The 23,397-nt window shown below is 58.4% G+C and carries 22 protein-coding genes and 1 tRNA gene; 20 read left to right on the plus strand and 3 right to left on the minus strand.

The features are described 5' to 3' along the window. The first annotated feature begins 90 nt into the window (after positions 1-90). From DFG60_RS02270 to DFG60_RS02290, 5 genes are all read left to right on the plus strand, one after another. Positions 91-1,512: a S41 family peptidase gene (locus tag DFG60_RS02270; RefSeq protein ID WP_114570119.1), complete on the plus strand. Its 1,422-nt coding sequence runs from the start codon at positions 91-93 to the stop codon at positions 1,510-1,512. 18 nt (positions 1,513-1,530) lie between these two features. Next, positions 1,531-2,685, plus strand: a complete 1,155-nt coding sequence (locus DFG60_RS02275) for a PDZ domain-containing protein (protein WP_114570120.1) — start codon at positions 1,531-1,533, stop codon at positions 2,683-2,685. Between the two features lie 143 nt (positions 2,686-2,828). Further along, positions 2,829-4,796 (plus strand): excinuclease ABC subunit UvrB, encoded by a 1,968-nt coding sequence (gene uvrB, locus DFG60_RS02280; RefSeq protein ID WP_114570121.1) that lies wholly within the window; start codon positions 2,829-2,831, stop codon positions 4,794-4,796. Between the two features lies 1 nt (position 4,797). Then, entirely contained in the window at positions 4,798-7,653 is a 2,856-nt protein-coding gene (gene uvrA, locus DFG60_RS02285) for an excinuclease ABC subunit UvrA (RefSeq protein WP_114570122.1), read from the plus strand. Between the two features lie 97 nt (positions 7,654-7,750). Then, positions 7,751-8,854, plus strand: a complete 1,104-nt coding sequence (locus tag DFG60_RS02290) for a DUF4097 family beta strand repeat-containing protein (RefSeq protein WP_114570123.1) — start codon at positions 7,751-7,753, stop codon at positions 8,852-8,854. Positions 8,855-8,945: 91 nt separating this feature from the next. On the opposite strand, the gene DFG60_RS02295 is transcribed toward DFG60_RS02290, so the two are convergent. Continuing rightward, complete coding sequence (locus DFG60_RS02295; RefSeq protein WP_114570124.1) at positions 8,946-9,344, minus strand: hypothetical protein; 399 nt, start codon at positions 9,342-9,344, stop codon at positions 8,946-8,948. A 115-nt stretch (positions 9,345-9,459) separates the two neighbouring features. On the opposite strand from DFG60_RS02295, the gene hprK reads away from it, so the two are divergent. From hprK to DFG60_RS02350, 11 genes are all read left to right on the plus strand, one after another. Then, complete coding sequence (hprK, locus tag DFG60_RS02300) at positions 9,460-10,398, plus strand: HPr(Ser) kinase/phosphatase (protein WP_114570125.1); 939 nt, start codon at positions 9,460-9,462, stop codon at positions 10,396-10,398. Beyond that, a complete protein-coding gene (gene lgt, locus DFG60_RS02305; RefSeq protein ID WP_114570126.1) occupies positions 10,395-11,231 on the plus strand; it encodes a prolipoprotein diacylglyceryl transferase in 837 nt (278 codons plus the stop codon). The genes hprK and lgt overlap by 4 nt, the downstream gene beginning before the upstream one ends. Next, the gene (gene ppaX / locus DFG60_RS02310) at positions 11,228-11,884 is read left to right on the plus strand and encodes a pyrophosphatase PpaX (protein ID WP_114570127.1); all 657 of its coding nucleotides are present in this window, start codon (positions 11,228-11,230) and stop codon (positions 11,882-11,884) included. The genes lgt and ppaX overlap by 4 nt, the downstream gene beginning before the upstream one ends. Then, the gene (locus DFG60_RS02315) at positions 11,868-12,350 is read left to right on the plus strand and encodes an acyltransferase (RefSeq protein WP_114570128.1); all 483 of its coding nucleotides are present in this window, start codon (positions 11,868-11,870) and stop codon (positions 12,348-12,350) included. The genes ppaX and DFG60_RS02315 overlap by 17 nt, the downstream gene beginning before the upstream one ends. A gap of 30 nt (positions 12,351-12,380) precedes the next feature. Beyond that, the gene (gene kapB / locus DFG60_RS02320) at positions 12,381-12,758 is read left to right on the plus strand and encodes a sporulation phosphorelay system protein KapB (RefSeq protein WP_114570311.1); all 378 of its coding nucleotides are present in this window, start codon (positions 12,381-12,383) and stop codon (positions 12,756-12,758) included. Between the two features lie 87 nt (positions 12,759-12,845). Then, complete coding sequence (locus DFG60_RS02325; RefSeq protein WP_114570129.1) at positions 12,846-14,330, plus strand: tetratricopeptide repeat protein; 1,485 nt, start codon at positions 12,846-12,848, stop codon at positions 14,328-14,330. Between the two features lie 55 nt (positions 14,331-14,385). Then, entirely contained in the window at positions 14,386-15,351 is a 966-nt protein-coding gene (gene trxB / locus DFG60_RS02330; RefSeq protein ID WP_114570130.1) for a thioredoxin-disulfide reductase, read from the plus strand. 120 nt (positions 15,352-15,471) lie between these two features. Next, on the plus strand, positions 15,472-16,341 hold the full coding sequence (rapZ, locus tag DFG60_RS02335) for an RNase adapter RapZ (RefSeq protein WP_114570131.1): 870 nt from the start codon (positions 15,472-15,474) through the stop codon (positions 16,339-16,341). Then, the gene (locus tag DFG60_RS02340; protein ID WP_114570132.1) at positions 16,341-17,339 is read left to right on the plus strand and encodes a gluconeogenesis factor YvcK family protein; all 999 of its coding nucleotides are present in this window, start codon (positions 16,341-16,343) and stop codon (positions 17,337-17,339) included. Before rapZ ends, DFG60_RS02340 begins: the two co-directional genes overlap by 1 nt. After that, complete coding sequence (gene whiA, locus DFG60_RS02345) at positions 17,336-18,292, plus strand: DNA-binding protein WhiA (protein ID WP_114570133.1); 957 nt, start codon at positions 17,336-17,338, stop codon at positions 18,290-18,292. Before DFG60_RS02340 ends, whiA begins: the two co-directional genes overlap by 4 nt. 83 nt (positions 18,293-18,375) lie before the next feature. Continuing rightward, positions 18,376-18,612, plus strand: coding sequence for a type II toxin-antitoxin system CcdA family antitoxin (locus tag DFG60_RS02350; RefSeq protein ID WP_114570134.1), 237 nt, complete (start codon positions 18,376-18,378; stop codon positions 18,610-18,612). 119 nt (positions 18,613-18,731) lie between these two features. Here DFG60_RS02350 and clpP read toward each other — a convergent pair whose 3' ends face one another. Both clpP and DFG60_RS02360 read right to left on the minus strand, forming a co-directional pair. After that, entirely contained in the window at positions 18,732-19,340 is a 609-nt protein-coding gene (gene clpP, locus DFG60_RS02355) for an ATP-dependent Clp endopeptidase proteolytic subunit ClpP (RefSeq protein WP_269801285.1), read from the minus strand. Between the two features lie 160 nt (positions 19,341-19,500). Further along, positions 19,501-19,576, minus strand: a tRNA-Arg gene (locus tag DFG60_RS02360). A gap of 111 nt (positions 19,577-19,687) precedes the next feature. Between DFG60_RS02360 and DFG60_RS02365 the strand changes: the two genes are divergently transcribed. From DFG60_RS02365 to gap, 4 genes are all read left to right on the plus strand, one after another. Beyond that, complete coding sequence (locus tag DFG60_RS02365) at positions 19,688-20,842, plus strand: RNA polymerase factor sigma-54 (RefSeq protein ID WP_114570136.1); 1,155 nt, start codon at positions 19,688-19,690, stop codon at positions 20,840-20,842. After that, a complete protein-coding gene (locus DFG60_RS02370; RefSeq protein WP_114570137.1) occupies positions 20,832-21,083 on the plus strand; it encodes a glutaredoxin family protein in 252 nt (83 codons plus the stop codon). The genes DFG60_RS02365 and DFG60_RS02370 overlap by 11 nt, the downstream gene beginning before the upstream one ends. A 115-nt stretch (positions 21,084-21,198) precedes the next feature. Continuing rightward, entirely contained in the window at positions 21,199-22,227 is a 1,029-nt protein-coding gene (locus tag DFG60_RS02375; RefSeq protein ID WP_114570138.1) for a sugar-binding transcriptional regulator, read from the plus strand. Positions 22,228-22,277: 50 nt separating this feature from the next. Then, entirely contained in the window at positions 22,278-23,285 is a 1,008-nt protein-coding gene (gene gap / locus DFG60_RS02380) for a type I glyceraldehyde-3-phosphate dehydrogenase (RefSeq protein ID WP_114570139.1), read from the plus strand. The last annotated feature ends 112 nt before the right edge of the window (positions 23,286-23,397 follow it).

Raw genomic sequence — 23,397 nt, forward strand, 5'->3', positions numbered from 1 at the left:
CATACGAGTTTTGCAAAAGATAGGGCAACCTATCTTTTTTTGCTATACTGAGAAAAATAGAAGGTCTCACACCAGAAACGGGGAATACGCTTGAAGAAATCAACGACAGCAGTGATCGCCGTCAGCACGTTCGGACTCGGGCTTGGCACCGGGGCCGTCGGGATGCTCGCGGCAGGCGGGACGGAGACGACGAGTTCGTCGAAGAGCGCCGACATGCAGGGCGACTGGCAGAAGGTCGAACAGATCCGCCAATTGATCGCAACGAACTACCTGGAGGATGTCACGGACAAGGAGCTGCTTGACGGCGCGTTGACAGGGATGGCCGAGGCGCTCGACGATCCGTACTCCGTCTATATGGATGAATCGGATACGGCCCACTTCAAGGACAACCTGAACTCGAGCTTCGAAGGAATCGGGGCGACGCTCGAACAGAAGGGCGAGGCGATCGTCATCGTCTCCCCGATCAAAGGCTCACCGGCCGAAAAAGCAGGACTGAAGCCGGGCGACATCATCGTCGAGGTCGACGGCGAATCGATGAAGGGGAAGAAGACGGACGAGGCGGTCAAGCTGATCCGCGGCAAGAAGGGGACGGACGTCGTCCTGACGATCCAGCGCGGCAGCCAGAGCCCGATGAAGATCACGATCACGCGGGATACGATTCCGATCGAGACGGTCTACTCGGAGACGGAGAACGTCGGCGGCAAGAAGATCGGCGTCCTCGAAGTGACGCAGTTCTCGGAACCGACGGCCGAAGAGTTCGAGACGCAGCTCGCGAAGCTCGAAGCGGACGGGATCGACGGCCTCGTCATCGACGTGCGCGGCAATCCGGGCGGCCTGCTTCCTGCGGTCGCGGACATGATTGCACCGTTCATCCCGAAGGAGACGCCCGTCTTCCAGATCGAGAACAACAAGGGAGAACGCCAGCAACAGTTCGGGGCGGCGAGCGACAAGAAGCCGTACAAGGTCGTCGTGCTCGAGGACGAGGGATCGGCATCGGCGTCCGAGATCCTCGCAGCAGGCCTGAAGGAAGGCGCGGGTGCCGAGGTCGTCGGCGTCAAATCGTTCGGTAAGGGGATTGTCCAGAACGCCTACGACCTCAAGGACGGAAGCGACCTCAAGCTGACGACGAGCAAGTGGCTGACGCCGAACGGCAACTGGATCCACAAGAAGGGCGTCAAGCCGACGGTCGAAGTCAAGCAGCCGGACTACTACGCCGTCACGAAGATCCTGCCGGAGGACAAGCCGCTCAAGGTCGGCTCGTACGGCAAGGAGGTCGAGAACGCGCACCTCGTATTAAAAGCGCTTGGTTTCGATCCGAAAGGGCAGGACGGTTATTACGGCGACACGATGAAACGTGCCGTCGAGGCGCTCCAGAAGGACGCGAAGCTCGACGTCACAGGGGCGATCGACGTCGAGACGGCGACCGAGATGGAGACGCGCCTGCTCAAGATGCTCGATGAAGAGAAGAACGACGTCCAGCGCAAGAAGGCGCTCGAGGTCGCAGCAAACTAACGAGAGGTAGGTCAGGACGTGGGAACACTTGAAGCAATCGGCTTCGCGGCGCTCAGTCTCGCCGCAAGCCCCGCATTATGGTTAGGAGTCTTACTCAGTTTTTGGATCGGCGCGCGCCGGATCAAGCGGGAACGTAACCTGTTCCGCTCGCGGACGCGCGGCAAACGGACGGACGTCCTCGAGACGCTCCTGCCGGGTCTTGCGATCGGTGCCTTCCTGTCGGTCGTAAGCGTCCTGCTCGGGCTGACCGTCACGCCTGTCTTCCTCATCGTATTCACTGCTGTCGCGTCACTCATCCTCCTTGCAGGAGTCGTCCGGCTGTCGAATCCGCTCTGGCCGCTCACCGCAATCGCGGTGCTGCTGATCGCGGGAGTCGCGATCCCGTCACTTGGTGAGCTCGGCGAGGTGTCGGTGTTCACGATCCTTGCGATCACGGCGCTCAGTCTGATCGGCGAGGTCCTCCTCGTCCGGATGCGCGGAACGAAGCGCCTGTCACCATCGCTCGTCCTCTCGAAACGGGGGCGCTTCATCGGTGGACTTGCCGCGAACAAGCTCTGGCTCGTCCCGCTCGTCCTGTTCGTCCCGGGCGAGTCGCTCGGCTTCCTGCCGTTCGACTTGCCGGCAGTCGTCCCGGTCGTGCTCGTCATGCCGATCGGCTTCAGCTTCCTCTTCACGGGAGACTTGCCGAAGGTGCTGGTCCGTCCACTCCTCGCCGGACGCTTCGCGACGGCAGGGCTGTCGCTGCTGCTTGCGCTCGGCGCGTACTTCCTCGACCGTGTCGAATGGCTGTACGGCCTGCCCGTGCTGCTTGCGCTCCATCTCTTCCTCCATCAACGGGCGAAGCGCCTCAACCGGCAGAAGACGCCGCTCTTCTCGAACGGCGAACGCGGCGTCGTAATCCTCGGGACGCTCGCCGGGAAACCGGCCGACTCGATGGGACTTGTCGCAGGGGAGGCGATCCACAAGGTCAACGGCGACTTCGTCGACTCGGAGCGTGCGTTCTATGAGGCGATTCAGCGGCACAAGCCGTATCTCCGCCTCGAGGTGATGAACCATAACGGCGACGTCCGGTTCGCCCAGCGTGCGTTCTATGAGCAGGACCACCACGAACTTGGGATCCTGTTCGTCAACGAGCCGGCGCACCAGCGGACGAAAATCAAACAGTTGCACTGAAAACAAGGCATGGTCTGCGGATCATGCTTTTTCGTTTTCTGAAAAAAGGGTAACCCTATTTAGAGGAGCAAAATCATCGAATGTTTGTTCGCTAAGTGGTACAATTAAAGAAGATTTTTTCAGAGAGACAGGGGGAAGTATTGATGGATTTTCAGCTCGTATCACCGTTCGAGCCGGGCGGCGACCAGCCGACGGCAATCAAGGAGCTCGTCGAGGGGATCAAGCGCGGACAGCGCCACCAGACGCTGCTCGGGGCGACCGGGACCGGTAAGACGTTCACCGTATCGAACGTCATCCAGGAGATCAAGCGTCCGACGCTCGTCCTCGCCCACAATAAGACACTCGCTGGTCAGCTCTACTCGGAGTTTAAGGAGTTCTTCCCGAACAACGCGGTCGAGTACTTCGTCAGCTTCTACGACTACTACCAGCCGGAGGCGTATGTGCCGTCGACCGATACGTTCATCGAGAAGGATTCCTCGATCAACGACGAGATCGACAAGCTGCGCCACTCGGCGACGTCTTCCCTGTTCGAACGGGAGGACGTCCTGATCGTCGCTTCCGTCTCCTGCATTTACGGCCTCGGTAACCCGGAAGAGTACAACAGCATGGTGCTGTCGCTCCGGGTCGGCAACGAGATGGGGCGGAACGAGATGTTGCGTAAGCTGATCGACATCCAGTACGAGCGCAACGACATCGACTTCCAGCGCGGACGTTTCCGCGTCCGCGGCGACGTCGTCGAGATCTTCCCGGCGTCACGCGACGAGCACTGCATCCGCGTCGAGTTCTTCGGCGACGAAATCGACCGGGTCCGTGAGATGGACCCGCTGACCGGCGAGATTATCGCCGAGCGCGAACACGTCTCGATCTTCCCAGCATCTCACTTCGTCACGCGTGAAGGAAAGCTCAAGCAGGCGATCGCGAACATCGAGGCGGAACTCGAGGAACAGCTCGAGATCATGCGCGAGGAAGGACGCCTGCTCGAGGCGCAGCGTCTCGAACAACGGACGAACTACGACCTCGAGATGATGCGGGAGATGGGCTATTGCTCCGGGATCGAGAACTACTCGCGCCACCTCAACCTGATGCCTGCCGGTGCGACACCTTACACGCTGCTCGACTACTTCCCGAAGGACTTCCTGCTCGTCGCCGACGAGTCGCACGTGACGCTGCCGCAGATCCGCGGGATGTACAACGGCGACCAGGCGCGCAAGCAGGTCCTCGTCGACCACGGCTTCCGCCTGCCTTCGGCGAAGGACAACCGTCCGCTCCGCTTCGAGGAGTTCGAGGAGAAGGTCAGCCAGGCGATCTATATCTCGGCGACGCCGGGACCGTATGAGATCGAACATTCGCCGAAGATGGTCGAGCAGATCATCCGTCCGACCGGCTTGCTCGACCCGACCGTCGAGATCCATCCGATTTCGGGTCAGATCGACTACCTGATGGACAACATCCGGGACCGCGTCAAGGTCGGCGAGCGCGTCCTCGTGACGACGCTGACGAAGAAGATGGCGGAGGACCTGACCGACTACCTGAAGGAGAACGGGGTCAAGGTCAACTACATGCACTCCGAGATCAAGACGCTCGAGCGGATCGAGATCATCCGCGACCTGCGGCTCGGCAAGTACGACGTCCTCGTCGGGATCAACCTGCTGCGGGAAGGGCTCGACATCCCGGAAGTGTCGCTCGTAACGATCCTCGACGCCGACAAGGAAGGGTTCCTCCGTTCGGACCGTTCGCTCATCCAGACGATCGGCCGGGCGGCACGGAACTCGAACGGGCACGTCATCCTGTTCGCGGACAAGATGACCGACTCGATGCAGCGCGCGCTCGACGAGACCGAGCGCCGGCGCAACATCCAGATCGCCTACAACGAGGAACACGGCATCACCCCGCAGACGATCCAGAAGGACGTCCGCGGCGTCATCCGGGCGACGATCGAGAGCGACGACACGGTCGAGAAGCTCGAGCGGTTCAACAGCCTGAAGAAGCCGGAGCGCGAGACGCTCCTCGAACAACTGGAACAGGAAATGAAGCAGGCGGCCAAGGACATGCAATTCGAGCGTGCGGCCGAGCTGCGTGATTTGATCATAGAACTGAAAGCAGGTGCCTAAGTTGGTAGAAAAGAAGAATGCAATCGTCATCAAGGGCGCTCGCGTCAATAATTTGAAGAACATCGACGTCGAGATCCCGCGCGACCAGCTCGTCGTCCTGACGGGCCTGTCGGGCTCCGGGAAATCGTCGCTCGCCTTCGACACGATCTACGCCGAAGGACAGCGCCGGTATGTCGAGAGCCTGTCCGCTTACGCGCGGCAGTTCCTCGGCCAGATGGACAAGCCGGACGTCGACACGATCGAAGGACTCAGTCCGGCGATCTCGATCGACCAGAAGACGACGAGCAAGAACCCGCGCTCGACCGTCGGGACGGTGACAGAGATCTATGACTATCTCCGACTCCTGTTCGCGCGGATCGGCAAGCCGATCTGTCCGAACCACGGCATCGAGATCACGAGCCAGACGATCAGCCAGATGGTCGATCAGGTGATGGAGCTGCCGGAACGGTCACGTCTCCAGATACTCGCCCCAATCGTCTCGGGCAAGAAGGGGACACATGCCAAGGTATTCGAAAGCCTGAAGAAGGAAGGGTTCGTCCGTGTCCGCGTCAACGGCGAGACCGTCGATTTGACGGACGACATCGAGCTCGAGAAGAACAAGAAGCACTCGATCGAAGTCGTCGTCGACCGGATCGTCGTCCGGCCCGACGTCGAGGCCCGGCTCGCGGATTCGCTCGAGACGGCACTCCGCCTCGCTGACGGGCGTGTGCTCGTAGACAAGATGGATGGGACGGAGCTGCTCTTCAGCGAGCATCACGCCTGCCCGATCTGCGGCTTCTCGATCGGTGAGCTCGAACCGCGGATGTTCTCATTCAACTCGCCGTTCGGCGCATGCAGTAAGTGCGACGGGCTCGGGACGAAGCTCGAGGTCGATGCCGACCTCGTCGTGCCGCACAAGCAGAAGACGCTGAACGAAGGGGCGCTTGTCGCCTGGGAGCCGACGAGCTCGCAATACTATCCGCAGCTGCTCGCGGCCGTCTGCAAACATTTCGGGATCGACATGGACACGCCGTTCGAGGATTTGCCGGACGAACACCGCGACATCGTCCTGAACGGGAACGCGAAGGAAGAGATCTCGTTCCGCTACGAGAACGACTTCGGGATGGTCCGCAACACGAAGATGTACTTCGAGGGCGTGCTGTCGAACATCGAGCGCCGCTACAAGGAGACGTCGTCCGACTACATCCGGGAGCAGATGGAAGGATACATGGCGAAGAAGCCGTGCCCGGCCTGCAAGGGACACCGCCTGAAGCCGGAATCGCTCGCCGTCAAGGTCGTCGGCACACATATCGGCGAGGTGACGAAGATGTCCGTCAAACAGGCCGTCGTCTTCTTCGACGAGTTGCCTGCGAAGCTGTCTGAGAAGGACCAGACGATCTCACGGATGATCGTCCGCGAGATCCATGAACGTTCGTCGTTCCTCGAGAACGTCGGGCTCGACTACCTGACGCTGTCGCGTGCAGCAGGGACGTTGTCCGGCGGGGAGGCGCAGCGGATCCGTCTCGCGACACAGATCGGATCGCGCCTGACCGGCGTCCTCTACGTGCTCGACGAACCGTCGATCGGGTTGCACCAGCGCGACAACGACCGCCTGATCGACACGCTCAAGACGATGCGAGACCTCGGCAACACGCTGATCGTCGTCGAGCATGACGAGGATACGATGATGGCGGCCGACTACCTGATCGACATCGGTCCCGGCGCCGGCGACCATGGCGGCATGGTGACCGCTGCCGGCAAGCCGGAGGAATTGATGGAGGACGAGGCTTCCTTGACAGGGAAGTACCTGTCCGGCAAGAAGTTCATCCCGGTCCCGACCGAACGGAAGGAATCGGACGGCCGTTACCTGACGATCCACGGGGCGACGGAGAACAACTTGAAGAACGTCGACGCGGAGATTCCGCTCGGCCTGTTCGTCGCCGTGACGGGCGTCTCGGGATCCGGGAAATCGACGCTGATCAACGAGATCCTCTACAAGACGATCGCGCACGAGATGAACCGGGCGAAGGAGAAGCCGGGGGCACACCGGGGAGTGACGGGGCTCGACTTGATCGACAAGGTCATCGACATCGACCAGTCGCCGATCGGCCGGACACCGCGCTCGAACCCGGCGACCTATACGGGTGTCTTCGACGACATCCGCGACGTCTTCGCCTCGACGAACGAAGCGAAGCTGCGCGGCTACAAGAAAGGACGATTCAGCTTCAACATCAAGGGCGGACGCTGCGAGGCGTGCCGCGGGGACGGCATCATCAAGATCGAGATGCACTTCCTGCCTGACGTCTACGTCCCGTGCGAAGTCTGTCACGGGAAACGCTACAATCGCGAGACGCTCGAAGTGAAATATCGCGGCAAGACGATCGCCGACGTGCTCGGGATGACGGTCGAGGATGCGCTCGAGTTCTTCGAGAACATCCCGAAGATCAGTCGGAAGCTCCAGACGATCGCGGACGTCGGGCTGACGTACATGAAGCTCGGCCAGCCGGCGACGGAGTTGTCGGGTGGAGAGGCGCAGCGCGTCAAACTCGCATCCGAGCTCCACAAACGCTCGACCGGCAAGACGATCTACATCCTCGACGAACCGACGACGGGTCTGCACGTCCATGACATCTCGCGTCTGCTCAAAGTGCTCCAGCGCCTCGTCGACAACGGAGACACGGTGCTCGTCATCGAGCATAACCTCGACGTCATCAAGACGGCCGACTACCTGATCGACCTCGGTCCGGAAGGCGGGGACGGCGGCGGCATGATCGTCGCGACAGGCACGCCGGAGAAAGTCGCCGAAGTGAAAGGCTCGTATACGGGTCGCTACCTGAAGCCGGTCCTCGAGCGGGACGCGGCGAGATTGAACAACTGACGAAACTTTTCGCAAGGACGATTCGTAGGAAGCTGTTAGGGGAAAACCCTAATGCAGCACGACCTGTTTTCCATTGAACATAAGGGAGGAATTACGGATGAAGCAAGATATGCGTCAACTGATTCTCGAACAAGTCAAGGAAGGCAAGCTGACGATCGATGAGGCGCTCGATAAGCTCGAACGGCTCGAGTCGATCGACACCCATGAATCGAAACCAACGAACAAGTTCGTCGAACCGGCGCCGGAACAATACGAGCGGGTCGACAGCTATAACGTCGAATCGCTGACGTCGAAGGTGATGTCCGCGATCGACGGACTCGTCACGCGCCTCAAGGACAGCGACATGTCGTTCAGCCAGGCGACGGGACCGAACGTCACGTACGTCAAGCGCTTCCCGTTCTCGGGCGATTCGGTCACGCTCGACCTGTTCAACGCGAACATGATCGTCGAGCCGTCGGACGACGAGGAATGCGAACTGACGGTGACGGGACGTCCGCTCCGCCAAGTATCGGAGGAACAGGCGCTCGAGCAGCTCCAGGCGTCCGTCCAGCATTCCGTGACGATGAACGCGCTGCACGTCCGCCTGAAGGACCGCCGTGTCCGGGCGACGGTCCAGCTGAAGATTCCGCGCCGCCACTATGAGTCGTTGAACGCCCAGACGCTCAACGGTGAAGTGACGGTCCATTCGCTCGACGTCTCATCGCTCCGCCTGATGACGGCGAACGGACGGATCCTCGTCCGCGACGTGATCGGCGACGACTTCAAGCTGTCGACTGGCAACGGCACGATCGAACTCGAGGCATCCGAAGCGCACAAGCTCGGGGCGAAGACGGCGAACGGTCAGATCATCGTGAGCGGCGTCTACCAGAAGACGGACCTGAAGACCGCGAACGGTAACATCCGTTGCGAGGTCAAGACGGCGCACGACGCGAAGATCGAGGCCTCGTCGCTCGCCGGAAGCGTCTCGATCATCCTGCCGCACGGCGCGGAAGTATACGGGGAGCTCGAGACGAACTTCGGCGGGCTCAACTGCAACCTCGACGACATGGAGCTGATCCGCAACCAGAAGGAGATCGCGAGCCAGAAGCTCCATTTCATCTCGGGTCGCGGACGCACGCCGAAGATCGAGGTCGAGGCGGAGACGCGGACGGGGACGGTCTCCGTCACCCACGGGACGCATCTCAGCCCGCTGACGATGTAATCTGAGTAGACGAATGAAGCGGCCCCCTCATCATGAGGGAGCCGCTTTTTGCGTCGTCTTCTGCTGGCGCGAACGCCAGAGCACGCGCTCTTTAGATATCGTAGCCATCCTGGTTCATCGGCATGTGCGGATCGTTGTAGATGTCCTCCCAGTTCGACATGTCAAAGCCGAGCTGCAGCATGAAATAGACGAGCAGGATCGTCAGGACGATCGAGGCGAGGATCAGCAGGATGCCAATCAGGCGCTTGCCGCGTCTGCGGCGCCAGTAGAAGATGATAGCGAGGATGAGCGAGATCAGGCCGCCCGTGAAGATGAGTCCGGCAAGCGAGATGATGAAGAAGAGCAGCGCGTTCTGGTCCTTTTCCCGAGAGTATGCCTTCCACATGTCGATCAGCGAGACGATCACGTAGATGAACGTCGCGAGCGCGATGACGAGTAGCAGGATCGCCGTGATTGCGAGGCCGGTGCTGCCGTTAGTTGTCATCATCATTGGTTTTCCCCCCTTTCCATTTCTAAGGCTATTCCCAGTATTCGCCGTGGTTAGTCCGACTCCTTGAAAACCGTAAAAATATGGTACAATACTTACCGTGAAAGGAGTGGTTCGCTTGCAAGCAAAAGTACGTACCGCTGAAATCGTAAAACAGTTCAATCTAAAAATCATCACGGGGGAAGAGGGGCTCCACCGTCCCATCCTGACGGCAGACCTCTGTCGGCCGGGCCTCGTCCTCGCCGGCTACTACGCCTATTACCCGGCGGAACGCCTGCAGGTGCTCGGGAAGACGGAGCTGACGTTCTTCAACAACCTGACGTACGCGGAACAACGCGAGCGGGCGAACATCCTCTGTACGGACGAAACACCGGGCATCCTCGTCACGCGCGGTTTCGAGGTGCCGAAGGCGATCATCGAGGCGGCGGAGGAGGCGAACGTCCCGGTCCTCGTGACGAAGGGGCACACGACATCGGTCGAATCGCAGATCACGAACTTCCTCGAGGCGGAGCTCGCGCCGACAACGGCCATGCACGGCGTACTTGTCGATATCTACGGCGTCGGCGTCTTCATCAAGGGGGCGAGCGGCGTCGGTAAGTCGGAGACGGCGCTCGAGCTCGTCAAACGTGGTCATCGCCTCGTCGCTGACGATTCCGTCGAGATCAGACAGACGGGCGACGGCATCCTCGTCGGGACGGCGCCGAAGCTGATCCAGCACCTGCTCGAGATCCGCGGAATCGGCATCATCGACGTGATGACGCTGTTCGGTGCGGGAGCGGTCCGCTCCCACAAGAAGATCAGCCTCGTCTGCAACCTCGAACTATGGGATCAGACGAAGGTGTACGACCGGGTCGGGCTCGACCAGGAAGTGCTCAAGATCATCGACACGGAGATCCCGTTCCTGACGATCCCGGTTCGCCCAGGGCGTAACCTTGCCGTCATCATCGAGGTCGCTGCGATGAACTACCGCCTGAAGAACATGGGCATCAACACGGCGGAAGAATTCGCCGCTCGTTTGGCGCAAGCCATCGAGGATGGGAATGGAGGCATTTTATGAAGTCGCTCGCTAGTGTCCAGCCGACGTTCGACCGTGTCGCGATCGAACTCGGACCGATCCCGATCTACTGGTACGGGGTCGTCATCGCCTTAGGAGCCATCCTCGGCCTCCTGATCGCGATCTATGAATCGAAACGGATCGGCTTCAACGAGGAATACGCGGTCGACGTCGTCATCTGGTCGATCCCGATCAGCATCCTCTGTGCCCGCATCTACTACGTCATCTTCGAGTGGGACTACTACGGTCAGCATCTCGACCAGATCATCAACATCCGCCAGGGCGGAATCGCGATCCATGGCGCCATCTTCGGCGCCCTGCTGACGGTGTTCCTCTACACGAAGAAGAAGAACATCTCCTTCTGGCAGATCACGGACATCCTCGCGCCGTCGCTCCTGCTCGGACAGGCGATCGGCCGCTGGGGGAACTTCTTCAACCAGGAAGCGCACGGGGGCAAGACGACGTGGACATTCCTGCAGGATACGCTCCACCTGCCGAAGTGGATCGTCAATCAGATGTACATCGACGGCAGCTACTACATCCCGACGTTCCTCTACGAGAGCCTCTGGAACATCCTCGGCGTCATCCTGCTGATCGTCTGGCGGATGGTCGGCAATCCGCGCCGCGGGTACATCTTCCTCGGCTACCTCGTCTGGTATTCGATCGGACGCTTCTATATCGAGGGACTCCGGACGGACAGCCTGATGGTCGCCGGAGAATTGCGGACGGCACAGCTCGTCTCGATCGCCTTGTTCGCGTTCGGCCTGATCATGATGTTCATCCGCCGTTCGGCGCCGCGTTATCTTGACGGAACGAAATTGGAGGGATCGAAGTGATCACGACACTCTTGTTTGATCTTGACGGGACGCTCATCGATACGAACCCGCTCATTTTGAAGAGTTTCGAGCATACGCTCGGCTACTATTATCCGGACCGGACGTTCTCGCACGAGGAACTCCTGCCGTTCATCGGACCGACGCTCGAGAAGTCGTTCTCGGAGATGGACGCGGAGCTCTGGCGCGAGATGGTCGCCTTCTACCGCAGCTACAACATCGCCATGCACGATGAGCTCGTGCTCGAGTACCCGGGCGTCCTCGACGGCCTGCGCGACCTGAAGGAGCGCGGGTACAAGCTCGCGATCGTCACGTCGAAGAGCGGGCGCGTCGCGCGCAAGGGACTCGAGCTGTTCGGCCTGACACCACTCTTCGACGCCGTCATCGCGGCGGACGACGTGACGATGGAAAAGCCTGCGACCGAGCCGTTCGAGAAGGCGATGGCGCTGCTCGGCGCGACACCTGAGGAGACGATCATGGTCGGGGACAACGACACGGACATCCACGGCGGCAAGAACGCCGGCCTGAAGACGGTCGCCGTCGGCTGGGCGATCAAGGGGCGTGCCTATCTCGAGGCGCTCGAGCCGGACTTGATCATCGATTCGATGAAGGATCTCGGCGACTGGCTGGAGCAGCAAAATGGCACGGCGCACTGACCGGTATCGCCTGAAGGGGGCGAACCCGCTCTGGCAGATGTACCGGACGGTCTCATTCTTCAAGGTGATGTGGTGTTTCGCCGTCATCACGATCGGCAGGTACTCGCCGTCACTCGCCTTCAAGAACGCGCTCTACCGCAACCTGCTCGGGATGCGGATCGGCAGGGAGACGGCACTCGCCCTGATGGTGATGCCGGACACGATGTTCCCGGAGAAGATCACGATCGGTGACAATACGATCATCGGCTTCAACACGACGATCCTATGTCACGAATATTTGACGGACGAGTACCGGCTCGGTGACGTCATCATCGGCAACAATGTCCTGATCGGTGCGAACGTGACGATCCTGCCCGGCGTGACGATCGGTGACGGCGCGGTCATCGGTGCCGGATCGGTCGTCCACCGCGACGTCGCCCCGGGCGAGCGTGTCTCGAGCCAGCCGCTGCGCAGTCATGAAATGTGACGAAATTGTGAGCGAAGGAGGGGAATGAATTTGAACCATATTCGTTTTACTTATAAAACAGGAAAGTATTTCGGAAGATTATTCGCAGAGCGTCCGCAAGGTCTCGTCGTCGAGGTCCTCGCCGTCGAGAAGCATCCGACGCAAGGCGATCTGCACAATCCGCGAGCGGTCGACGTTCCGCTCTTCCACGTCCGACAAGCCCTGCATGAGCACGAAAAGGTCGTCGTCCCGCCGTCGGTCGTCTATGCATACGACGGTGAGATTCCTTCCTATAAAGAGAGTCTCAAGAGCGCGTACGACAGCGCGGTCGAGAAGCTTTCGGCACAAGCGGACGGAATGGATGTTTTTGCGGAAAAATGCTTGAATAATTATCGGGAACTGGAAACGATCTACGCGAAACGCTGGTGAAAATCACCGGCGTTTTTTTGGTTGCAACGGCTGGATAGATGCGCTATCCTTTTCAATGCAACTAAGAACTGATGTGGGGGCTTGAATATGGAACTACAAGAAAAGATCAATGACCCCTTCGCGATCACGACGCGTCAGGCGGAGCTTTTTTATTTCCGCGGACGTAAGGCGCACCGGGAAGGGAGACTTGAGGAAGCCGTGTTCCATCTCGACGAGGCGACGACGCTTCAGCCGAATGACGCACGCTACCTCATGCGCTATGCACGGGTCCTGTTCGAGACAGGAGAGGTCAATCACGCGAACGACATTTTGAAGCGTGTGATCGAGATCGATCCGCTAAACACGGAATCCCTCTATTACCTTGCTAACAATTACGCTCACGTTTCACTATATGAAGAAGCAAAACGCTTCGCGCTCGATTACCTCGAAGCTGCTCCGCAAGGTTTCCACGCGGAAGCATCGGCGGCACTCGTCGAACTGATCGATCTCGAACAGGAGATGGAGGACGACGACGAGGACGAACTGATCCGTCTGCATGCACAGGCGCAGAAGCAAATCGACAAAGGCATGCTGTTCGCGGCACAGGAGACGCTCCAGTCGCTGATCACGCTCTACCCGACGTTCTGGCCGGCCTACAACAACCGGGCGATCGTCGAATTCTATCTCGGCGAGAACGAACAGGCCTTCCGGACCCTCGAGCAGGTGCTCGCAGGAAACCCCGGGAACCTGCACGCGCTTTGCAACACCCTCGTCCTGCTGCACGAGATGGGACAGGACGAAGAGGCGTACCGGCTTTCGAAAAAGCTCGAGAACGTCCGCCCGGTCCAGCTCGAGACGCGCTATAAGGTCGCCTCGACACTCGCTATCATCGGACGTCATGACCTCGCCTACACGGAACTGAAGATGCTCGAACGCCGCGGCTATCGGGGCGACCCGCTGTTTGGCCACTGGCTGAGCATCTCGGCCTTCAAGACAGGGCACGTCGAGGAAGCGACGGAGTTCCTCCAGTCGGCGGAAGCGAAAGCGCTCCGCGAGGAGAAGGACCCGTACGACATCCGCTATAACCTGCAGTTCCGCGCGGCGCTGATCCAGACGCTGAAGACGGAGGACGATATCTCCCGGATCTTCGCTGCATTGCTCCTCGCGAAGCTGAACGACGACGAGGCGCGCCTCGCGCTCTCGATGATGCCCGAGGTGACGGATAACAAGGACGTGCTTCTGCTTACGGAGCAGGTGACGCACGAGATGGACGGAACGCAAGTGGTCGTAGATGAACGCATCAACCGCGCCTTGCAAACGATCCGTCTGACGGAACGATTCATCGAGGAAGAAGACCGGATGAGTCTGGAAGGAGACTTCTACGAGCGATTCGCCCGTCTCGTCCTGAGCGGAGAGGAGTTCCGTGATATCGACGCTGCTGCCGCCGCCTTGATCTTCCTGTTCAGCGAAATTCGGGAGCCTGTGTTGATCGAGGACGTCAGCCAGCTGCTTGGTACTTCTTTCGACCGGACAGCCGGGCAAATCCGGGATTTCAAGCGGATGCTTGCCGCTGAAGCATGTGCAAAGTGTTAATCGGTTGTCTGTGATATACTCAAGTCACGAATGAAATTTCAAATGAGGTGAAAAGATGTCTCAGACAACAGAAGAAAAAATCTATGACGTCATCATTATCGGTGCAGGTCCGGCCGGAATGACGGCGGCACTCTACGCATCACGCGCGAACTTGTCGACTCTCATGATCGAACGCGGTATCCCGGGCGGCCAGATGGCCAACACGGAAGATATCGAGAACTATCCGGGATACGACAGCATCCTCGGTCCGGACCTTTCGGAGAAGATGTTCAACCACTCGAAGGCGTTCGGAGCGGAGTACGCTTACGGCGACGTCCGCAGCATCGAGGACGGCAAGGAATACAAGATCGTCCATGCTCACAACAAGGACTACAAAGCCCGTGCGATCATCATCGCTTCAGGTGCGCAGTACAAGAAGATCGGCGTACCGGGCGAGGACGAACTCGGCGGACGCGGCGTATCTTACTGTGCGGTCTGTGACGGTGCCTTCTTCAAGGAGAAGGAACTGTTCGTCATCGGCGGAGGAGACTCTGCCGTCGAGGAAGGCGTCTACCTGACGCGCTTCGCGAAGAAGGTGACGATCGTCCACCGTCGTGACGAGCTCCGTGCGCAAAAGATTCTTCAGAAGCGCGCGTTCGACAACTCGAAGATCGACTTCATCTGGAATCACACGGTCAAGCAGATCAATGAGACGGACGGCAAGGTCGGTTCGATCGACCTGATCGACACGAAGACAGGCGACGTGACGACGCATGCGATCGATGGCGTGTTCATCTACATCGGCATGAACCCGATCACAGGGTACGTCACGGACCTCGGCATCTTGAACGACCAGGGCTATGTCGTCACGGACGAAGGCATGGAGACGAAAATCAAAGGGATCTTCGCAGCAGGCGACGTCCGCGAGAAGACGCTCCGCCAGGTCGTCACGGCTACGAACGACGGTTCGATCGCTGCACAGAACGCGCAGCACTACATCGAGGCGCTGATCGAAGAACTGCAGGAATCAACAAAAGCATGAACCGATACCAGCTTCATTTGAAGGAAGAGACTTCAATGAAGCTGGGTCTTTTTTTATGATACAATCAGTAGGAAACGAAAACACACACGGGACAGTTGTCCGAATTTGGGGGTCAGAAGGATGGAAGACAATCAACCGCAATTAGTCATCATCACCGGTATGAGCGGCGCCGGCAAAACGGTCGCAATGAACAGCTTCGAGGATCTCGGCTATTTCTGTGTCGACAATCTGCCGCCGACGCTTCTTCCGCATCTGATCGAAGTCATCGGACAAGTGCGCCCGAAGATCGCCGTCGCGATCGATACGCGTGCGCGCGACTTCATCGACAGCTTCTTCGTCGTCTTCGAGGACCTGAAGAAGACGAACATGCAGATCCACATGCTCTACCTCGATGCACGCAATGACGTGCTCGTCCGCCGCTACAAGGAATCGCGCCGCTCGCATCCGCTCGCACCGACGGCGAGCCCGCTGATCGGGATCGACCGGGAACGGACGCTGCTCGAAGGCTTCCGCGACAAGGCGCAGACGCTGATCGACACGAGCGACATCAAGCCGCTCGTCCTGAAGGAGAAGATCCAGAAGGAGTTCGGCGGAGCGGAACGGATCCCGTTCACCGTCAACATCATGTCGTTCGGCTTCAAGCATGGGCTGCCACTCGACGCTGACCTCGTGTTCGATCTGCGCTTCCTGCCGAATCCGTTCTACATCCCGGAATTGCGGCCGCTGACCGGGCTTCAGGAGGAAGTGTCATCGTACGTCCTGCAGTGGCCGGAGGCGAAGGTGTTCTACAAGAAGCTCGTCGATCTGCTCGAGTTCCTGATCCCGCAGTACGAGCGGGAAGGGAAGTCGCAGCTCGTCATCGCGGTCGGCTGCACGGGCGGAAAGCACCGCTCGATCACGTTCGCCGAGGCGCTGACGAAGGAATTCAAGAATCAGTATCATGTCGTCACGACGCACCGTGACCTGCAGCTCGCGAAGGAGGAAAAGTGATGAAATGGGAACGCAAAGTCGTCGCCATCGGTGGCGGAACGGGCCTGTCGACCCTCCTCCGGGGTCTGAAGCACTATCCGCTCGACATCACGGCCCTCGTCACGGTCGCTGACGACGGCGGGAGCTCCGGCCGCCTTCGCGAGGAATTCAACATGCTTCCTCCAGGCGATATCCGCAACGTCATCGTCTCGCTGTCGAAGTCGGAGACGCTGATGGACCGGATCATGCAATACCGGTTCGAAGGCGGGGAAGGGCTCGACGGACATTCGCTCGGGAACCTGATGCTGACTGCCGCGACGAAGCTCTGCAACGGCTCGTTCGTCGACGCGATCGGCGTGATGAGCCAGCTGCTCAACGCGGAAGGGAAGGTCTATCCCGCGACGGAGCGGACGATCACGCTCTGCGCCGAGTTCGAGGACGGGACAATCGTCCGGGGCGAATCGAACATCCCGAAGGTCCGCAAGAAGATCGAACGGCTCTATCTCGAGGAAGAAGACGTCCGTCCGGTACCGGAGGCGATCCGGGCGATCGAAGATGCGGACGTCATCGTCCTCGGACCTGGCAGCCTCTATACGAGCATCATCCCGAACGTGCTGATCGATGAGATCCGCGAGGCGATCAGTCAGTCGGTCGCACCGGTCGTCTACATCTGCAACGTCATGACCCAGCCGGGCGAGACGACGTCCTATACGGCGAACGACCATCTCGAGGCGCTCGAACGCTACCTCGGACCGGACGTCGTCGACACGATCATCGTCAACAACGAGTCGATCGATGCGAGCTACCTGAAGTCGTACCGGGAGGACGACGCGGACATCGTCACCTACGACGAGGAAGCGTTCCTCCGTGCCGGCATCGAGGTGCTCGCTGACGACATCGTCGATTATAACCATCACTTCATCCGTCACGATTCAGACGCCGTCGCAAGTCTCGTCATGCGCAAGGTGCTGTCGATCCGGCGGATGCGCCATATGGAAGGAAAGGAGGAGACGCTGTGAGTTTCGCTTCCGAAGTCAAAAAAGAACTGACCCAGATCGCGATGACCGACCACGACGTCAAGGCCGAGCTCGCCGCCATCGCGCGGATGAACGGCTCGATCTCGTTCGGTCTCGGACGCGGTCTGACACTCGACATCTCGACGGAGAACGCGGCGATCGCGCGGCGCATCTACTCGCTGCTCAAGAAGGCGTATGACGTCCATCTCGACCTGCTCGTCCGTAAGAAGATGCGATTGAAGAAGAACAACGTCTACATCGTCCGCATCAAGCAGCATGCGGAGAAAATCCTGCGCGACCTCGGTATCCTCGGGGAAGGGTTCGAGATGATCCGCTCGATCAGCGATGAGATATTAAACGACGACAGCCGGGCGCGCGCCTACTTGCGCGGCGCATTCCTCGCCGGGGGTTCGCTCAACAACCCGGCGACGTCTTCCTATCACCTTGAGATCTTCAGCCTGTACGAGGAGCATAACGACGCCTTGCGTGACCTTGCGAACCGGTTCGAGCTGAACGCGAAGGCGATCGAACGGAAGAAGGGGCACATCCTCTACGTCAAGGAAAGCGAGAAGATCTCCGACTTCCTGAAGCTGACGGGCGCGACCCAGTCGATGCTCCGCTTCGAGGACGTCCGGATCCTGAAGGACATGCGCAACTCGGTCAACCGGCTCGTCAACTGCGAGACGGCGAACCTGAACAAGACGGTCGGGGCTGCGCTGCGTCAGGTCGAGAACATCAAGTTCCTCGACAAGACGGTCGGGCTCGACGTCCTGCCTGACAAACTGAAGGAAATCGCCATCCTGCGCGTCACCCACCAGGACGTGACGCTCCAGGAACTCGGGGAGATGGTCGAAAGCGGCGCCATCTCGAAATCCGGGATCAATCATCGCCTGCGCAAGATCGATCAGATCGCGGACAAGGTCCGGGCGGGCGAGTCGTTGACAGGGGTTCTCTGACAGGAGACCTTGCAGGAATTTTCATTGTCTACTATAATATATAGTCGAGCTACCAAATGGACGAATTAAGGAGTTTTGATGATATGGCTAATGAAAAAAAGCGGATTTCGCTGACAGTAGATGCAGACTTTGACCAGCTCTTGACGAAGAAGGCGAAGGCGATCGGTGTTCCTAAGAGCACGCTCGTCACTTTCGCGACATCTTTGTTCCTCAAGCAGCTTCAGGCTGAAGAGATCCTTTCGCCGAACGCGAACGGCATCTACTCGCTGATCCGCCAAAACCATGACATCGTCTCAGACATCAAAGAGATGATGGACTGACCTCTCCTTTACACGGGAAGTCGACGAAGAACGCATGCCAACGACGGCATGCGTTCTTTTTTGTCGATTCCGAATAAAAAAACGGTGTCGCCTGTTTAGGGCAACACCGTTCTAAAGATTTAAGCGCGTGCCATGACGCGGTCGATCAAGCCGTAGTCGGCAGCTTCCTGAGCAGACATGAAGTTGTCGCGCTCCGTGTCGCGCTCGATGACTTCAAGCGGCTGCCCCGTGTTCTCTGCCATGATCTTGTTGAGGTGCTCACGCATCTTGATGATACGTTCTGCGTGGATTTTGATGTCCGACGCCTGGCCTTGCGTGCCTCCGAGCGGTTGGTGGATCATGATTTCAGCGTTCGGAAGCGCGAAGCGTTTTCCTTTCGCGCCGGCCTGGAGCAGGAATGCACCCATCGAAGCGGCCATCCCGATGCAGATCGTCGAGACTTGCGGCTTGATGAAGTTCATCGTGTCGTAGATCGCCATCCCGGCAGTGATCGATCCGCCCGGGCTGTTGATGTAGAGCGAGATCTCCTTATCTGGATCCTCTGCAGCGAGGAAGAGAAGTTGAGCGACGACAGAGTTCGCGACGTTATCGTCGATCGCGCTGCCGAGCAGGATGATCCGGTCCTTTAAAAGACGCGAGTAGATATCGTAAGCACGTTCCCCGCGGTTCGTTTGTTCAATGACTGTTGGAATTAGCATAGTCTTTGCCTCCTTATGATAGGTATGTATTGCTACATTCGACTTACCCTTATCATAATCCTTTGGTCAATATTGGTCAAAAGATACGATGCGGCTTCTAAGTATTTTTCCAGAAAACGAACGCCTGAAACCTGATAGCACGCAAACAAAAAAGCAGCGGCAAGAAGCCGCTGCTTGAGTCAGTAAAATATGGTACACCCGGAGAGATTCGAACTCCCGACACCTGGTACCGGAAACCAGTGCTCTATCCCCTGAGCTACGGGTGCATGTCTGTACTGAACATTACTTAGTATAGCGACATTTTTGCAGGAAAGCAATAAGGAAACGGGAACTTCGCCCAAAAAATTTAGTACACTCAAGGTGAGGAGGGCGGGGCGATGAGACAGGATCAGCAGCAGCAACAACTGCAACAGCAACGCATGTCGATTGCGCAACAGGCACAACTCGAGGTGCTCGAGGAGACGCGGCTCGAGGCGAAGGAGCGGCTCTACCGGATCGTCCGGCGCTTTTCGGGCGGAGGGACGGGTTTGCGGGGCGCGGACTTCGACCGGATCGCGGGACGCGTCGCCTCGATCGAAGAGGAGCTGAGACGGCAGATACGTTTAGAATCAGTCAGACAGGAAATAGGATATATGGTGGAACAAATCGTAGAGTATCTCGACGCGGACGGATTGCTCCGGACGCCTGATACGGTGCTTGCACGTGCGCTCGGCGCACCGGTTGCCCTCGTCACGGAGGCGCGGGACGTCCTTAAGCGTTGCGAGCCGACCGGAATCGGGGCGCGGGACGAGTGGGAGTGTCGCCTGCTCTGTGCCGAGGAACAGGAGGATCAGTTGCTCATCAGTGTCCTCAAGGAGGTGCTTGCCGGACGGAAAGTAAAGGAAGCGATCGACGAACGGGCTGCAAACGCAAAAGAAAGAGCCTTGTTGAAGCGCAGGATCGACCTGTTGCCGAAACGACCGGCGATAGTGGAAGAGGACGCGAACCTCTATCCCGAAGCGGACATCAAATGGGACGGGAAGGCGCTCACGGTCGAATGGTACGATGAAATCGAAACGGATGCGGCATGGACGTCGCTGCCGGAAGCGAAGCACTTCCTGTCCGCGTATGAACGGCGGGGGGAGACCCTTCGTGCGATCGTCGATGTGCTGCTCGTCCGGCAGGCCGACTGGTTCAAAGGAGAGCTCTCGCTCGAGGCGTTGACGAAGCGGGAGGTGGCCCAGGCGATCGGGCGACATGAGTCGACGGTCGGCCGCGCGCTCGCGGGAAAGGCGATCCGGACGGTGAACGGGACGATCCGCTTCGACGAGTTGTTCGTCTCGCGGACGAAATCTGGGCAGTCGAGCTTCAGGATCAAAGCACGGATGGCCGAGCTGATCCGGACGCGACCCGAGATCAGCGACCAGCAACTCGTCCATCTGCTTGCCGCGGAAGGGCTTCACGTCGCGAGGCGGACGGTCGCGAAATACCGGGACAACCTCGGGCTGACACGAAATAAGATGGGAAGAGGACGAGACAGGGATGATGGATAAAAGATTGACGCTCTATATAAGGAATGGCTGCTCGCTTTGCGACGAGGCGGAAATACTGCTCGAGTACGTGCTCGAGGAGTTCCCGGGCTGGTCGTTTGCGCAGGTCGACATCGATACTGACGAGGTACTCGCCCTCCGCTATCTCTACGAAGTGCCGGTTCTTTCTTATAAAGAAGAAACGTGGATTTGTGGCAAATTCGAGACGGATGAGATAAGAAAACGCTTACTTGAAAAAAGTTGAGCAGTCGGGGTTGAAACGGTTGTCAGACATTGCTATGATGACAGTGTACCAAGTGGGACAAGAAATGACATGCGGGACAAAAAGTGTCCAGCGTTTTCGAGGGGAGCGGGAAAAGATGATTCGGCAACTGGTTCGGATCCAAAAACGAATCGTCCCTGATCTGCTTGAGGAAATGCAGACGCGGTATGACATTCTCCACTACGTCCGGCTCATGCAACCGATTGGGCGGCGGACACTCGCGGCGAGCCTCGGCTTGACGGAGCGGATCCTCAGGCGGGAAGTCGAATTCCTGAAGGATCACGGTCTGCTCGAAACAGCGACGCAAGGCATGTCGCTGACGGATGACGGCAGGAACGTCCTCCGCTCGATGCACGCCATCATGGCGGAACTCGCCGGTGTGACGGACATGGCGAAGGCGCTCAAGGAGAAACTCGGTGTACGCGACGTGATCGTCGTCCCGGGCGATTCCGACGAGACGTTCTGGGTACAGCGCGACCTCGGTCGTGCCACGGTGACGCGGCTCAAAAGGGAACTGTCAGCCGAGGAACATAACACGATCGCCGTCACAGGCGGTACGACGATGGCCTCGGTCGCCGCAATGATGTCTCCGGACAAAGAAGGGCGCAAGATGACGTTCGTCCCTGCCCGGGGCGGACTCGGTGAGACACTCGAACTTCAGGCGAACACCGTCTGCTCGAGAATGGCGAACCGGGCCGAGAGCGACTACCATCTGCTTCACATTCCGGATGAGGTGAGCACCGAGACTTTCGTCAAGATGGTCGAGGAGCCGAGCATTAAGAATGTATTACAGATGATTAGAGACGCCTCGATCGTGGTACATGGAATTGGTGAGGCAAAAACGATGGCGAAACGCCGGAGTGCCTCCCCGGAACTGCTGGCTCAGCTCGAAGCGGAGCAGGCGGTCGCTGAAGCGTTCGGCTATTACTTCGATCGCGATGGACGGATCGTCCACCGCGTCCAGACGGTCGGCCTTCAGTTGAAGGACTTGAAACGCGTCAAGCACGTGCTCGTCGTAGCGGGCGGTCATTCCAAGGCAGAGGCGATCATCGCCTATGTCAAACAGTCCCCGGACGTGATCCTGATCACGGACGAAGGGGCTGCAGCAACGATTTTGAAAGGGTAGCCCCCTTTTGAATAATAGATAATGGCTTTAATTAAAAGGAGGAAATTATCATGGCAGTAAAAGTTGGTATTAACGGTTTTGGACGTATCGGTCGTTTGGCACTTCGTCAAATCATTCAGTTCCCAGGAATCGAAGTCGTCGCAATCAACGACCTCACAGACACGAAGATGCTTGCACACCTCTTGAAATATGACACGACACAAGGCCGTTTCGACGGTGAAGTTGAAGTACACGACGGTTACTTCCTCGTCAACGGACAAGAAATCAAGACACTCGCGAACCGCAACCCGGAAGAACTCCCATGGGGCGAGCTCGGCGTGGACATCGTCCTCGAATGTACTGGATTCTTCACTGACAAAGAAAAAGCTGAGCTTCACTTGAAAGCCGGCGCTAAGAAAGTCGTCATCTCGGCTCCAGCTACTGGCGACATGAAGACTGTCGTCTACAACACGAACCACGAGATCCTCGATGGTACGGAAACGGTCATCTCTGGTGCTTCTTGTACGACGAACTGCTTGGCGCCAATGGCGAAAGTTCTTCAAGACCAGTACGGAATCGTCGAAGGTCTCATGACGACGATCCACGCTTACACTGGCGACCAGAACACGCTTGACGCTCCACACCCGAAAGGCGACTTCCGCCGCGCTCGTGCAGCAGCAGCGAACATCGTTCCTAACTCGACTGGTGCAGCGAAAGCAATCGGTCTCGTACTTCCAGAACTCAAAGGTAAACTTGACGGTTCGGCACAGCGTGTACCAGTTCCAACAGGTTCACTCACTGAGCTCGTGACAGTACTCGAGAAGACAGTCACTGTAGAAGAAGTCAACGCAGCGATGAAAGCAGCAGCTAACGAATCTTACGGTTACACTGAAGATGAAATCGTTTCTTCTGACATCGTCGGAATCACATACGGTTCACTCTTCGATGCGACACAAACGAAAGTCATGACAGTCGGCGACAAGCAACTCGTCAAAACAGTAGCTTGGTACGACAACGAAATGTCTTATACTGCACAGCTCGTCCGTACACTCAAACACTTCGCAGAAATCGCTAAGTAATTCGAGTAATTAAATAGCAATTAAATAAGAGCGGAAACGATTAAAGTCTTCCGCTCTTGTTGTGGAAAAAAGCCGAAACGGGACAGGCTCCCGTAAAGATGGAGGATGAATT

Origin of the sequence: Exiguobacterium flavidum (assembly GCF_003344535.1) — a bacterium.
Taxonomy (GTDB): Bacteria; Bacillota; Bacilli; order Exiguobacteriales; family Exiguobacteriaceae; genus Exiguobacterium_A; species Exiguobacterium_A flavidum.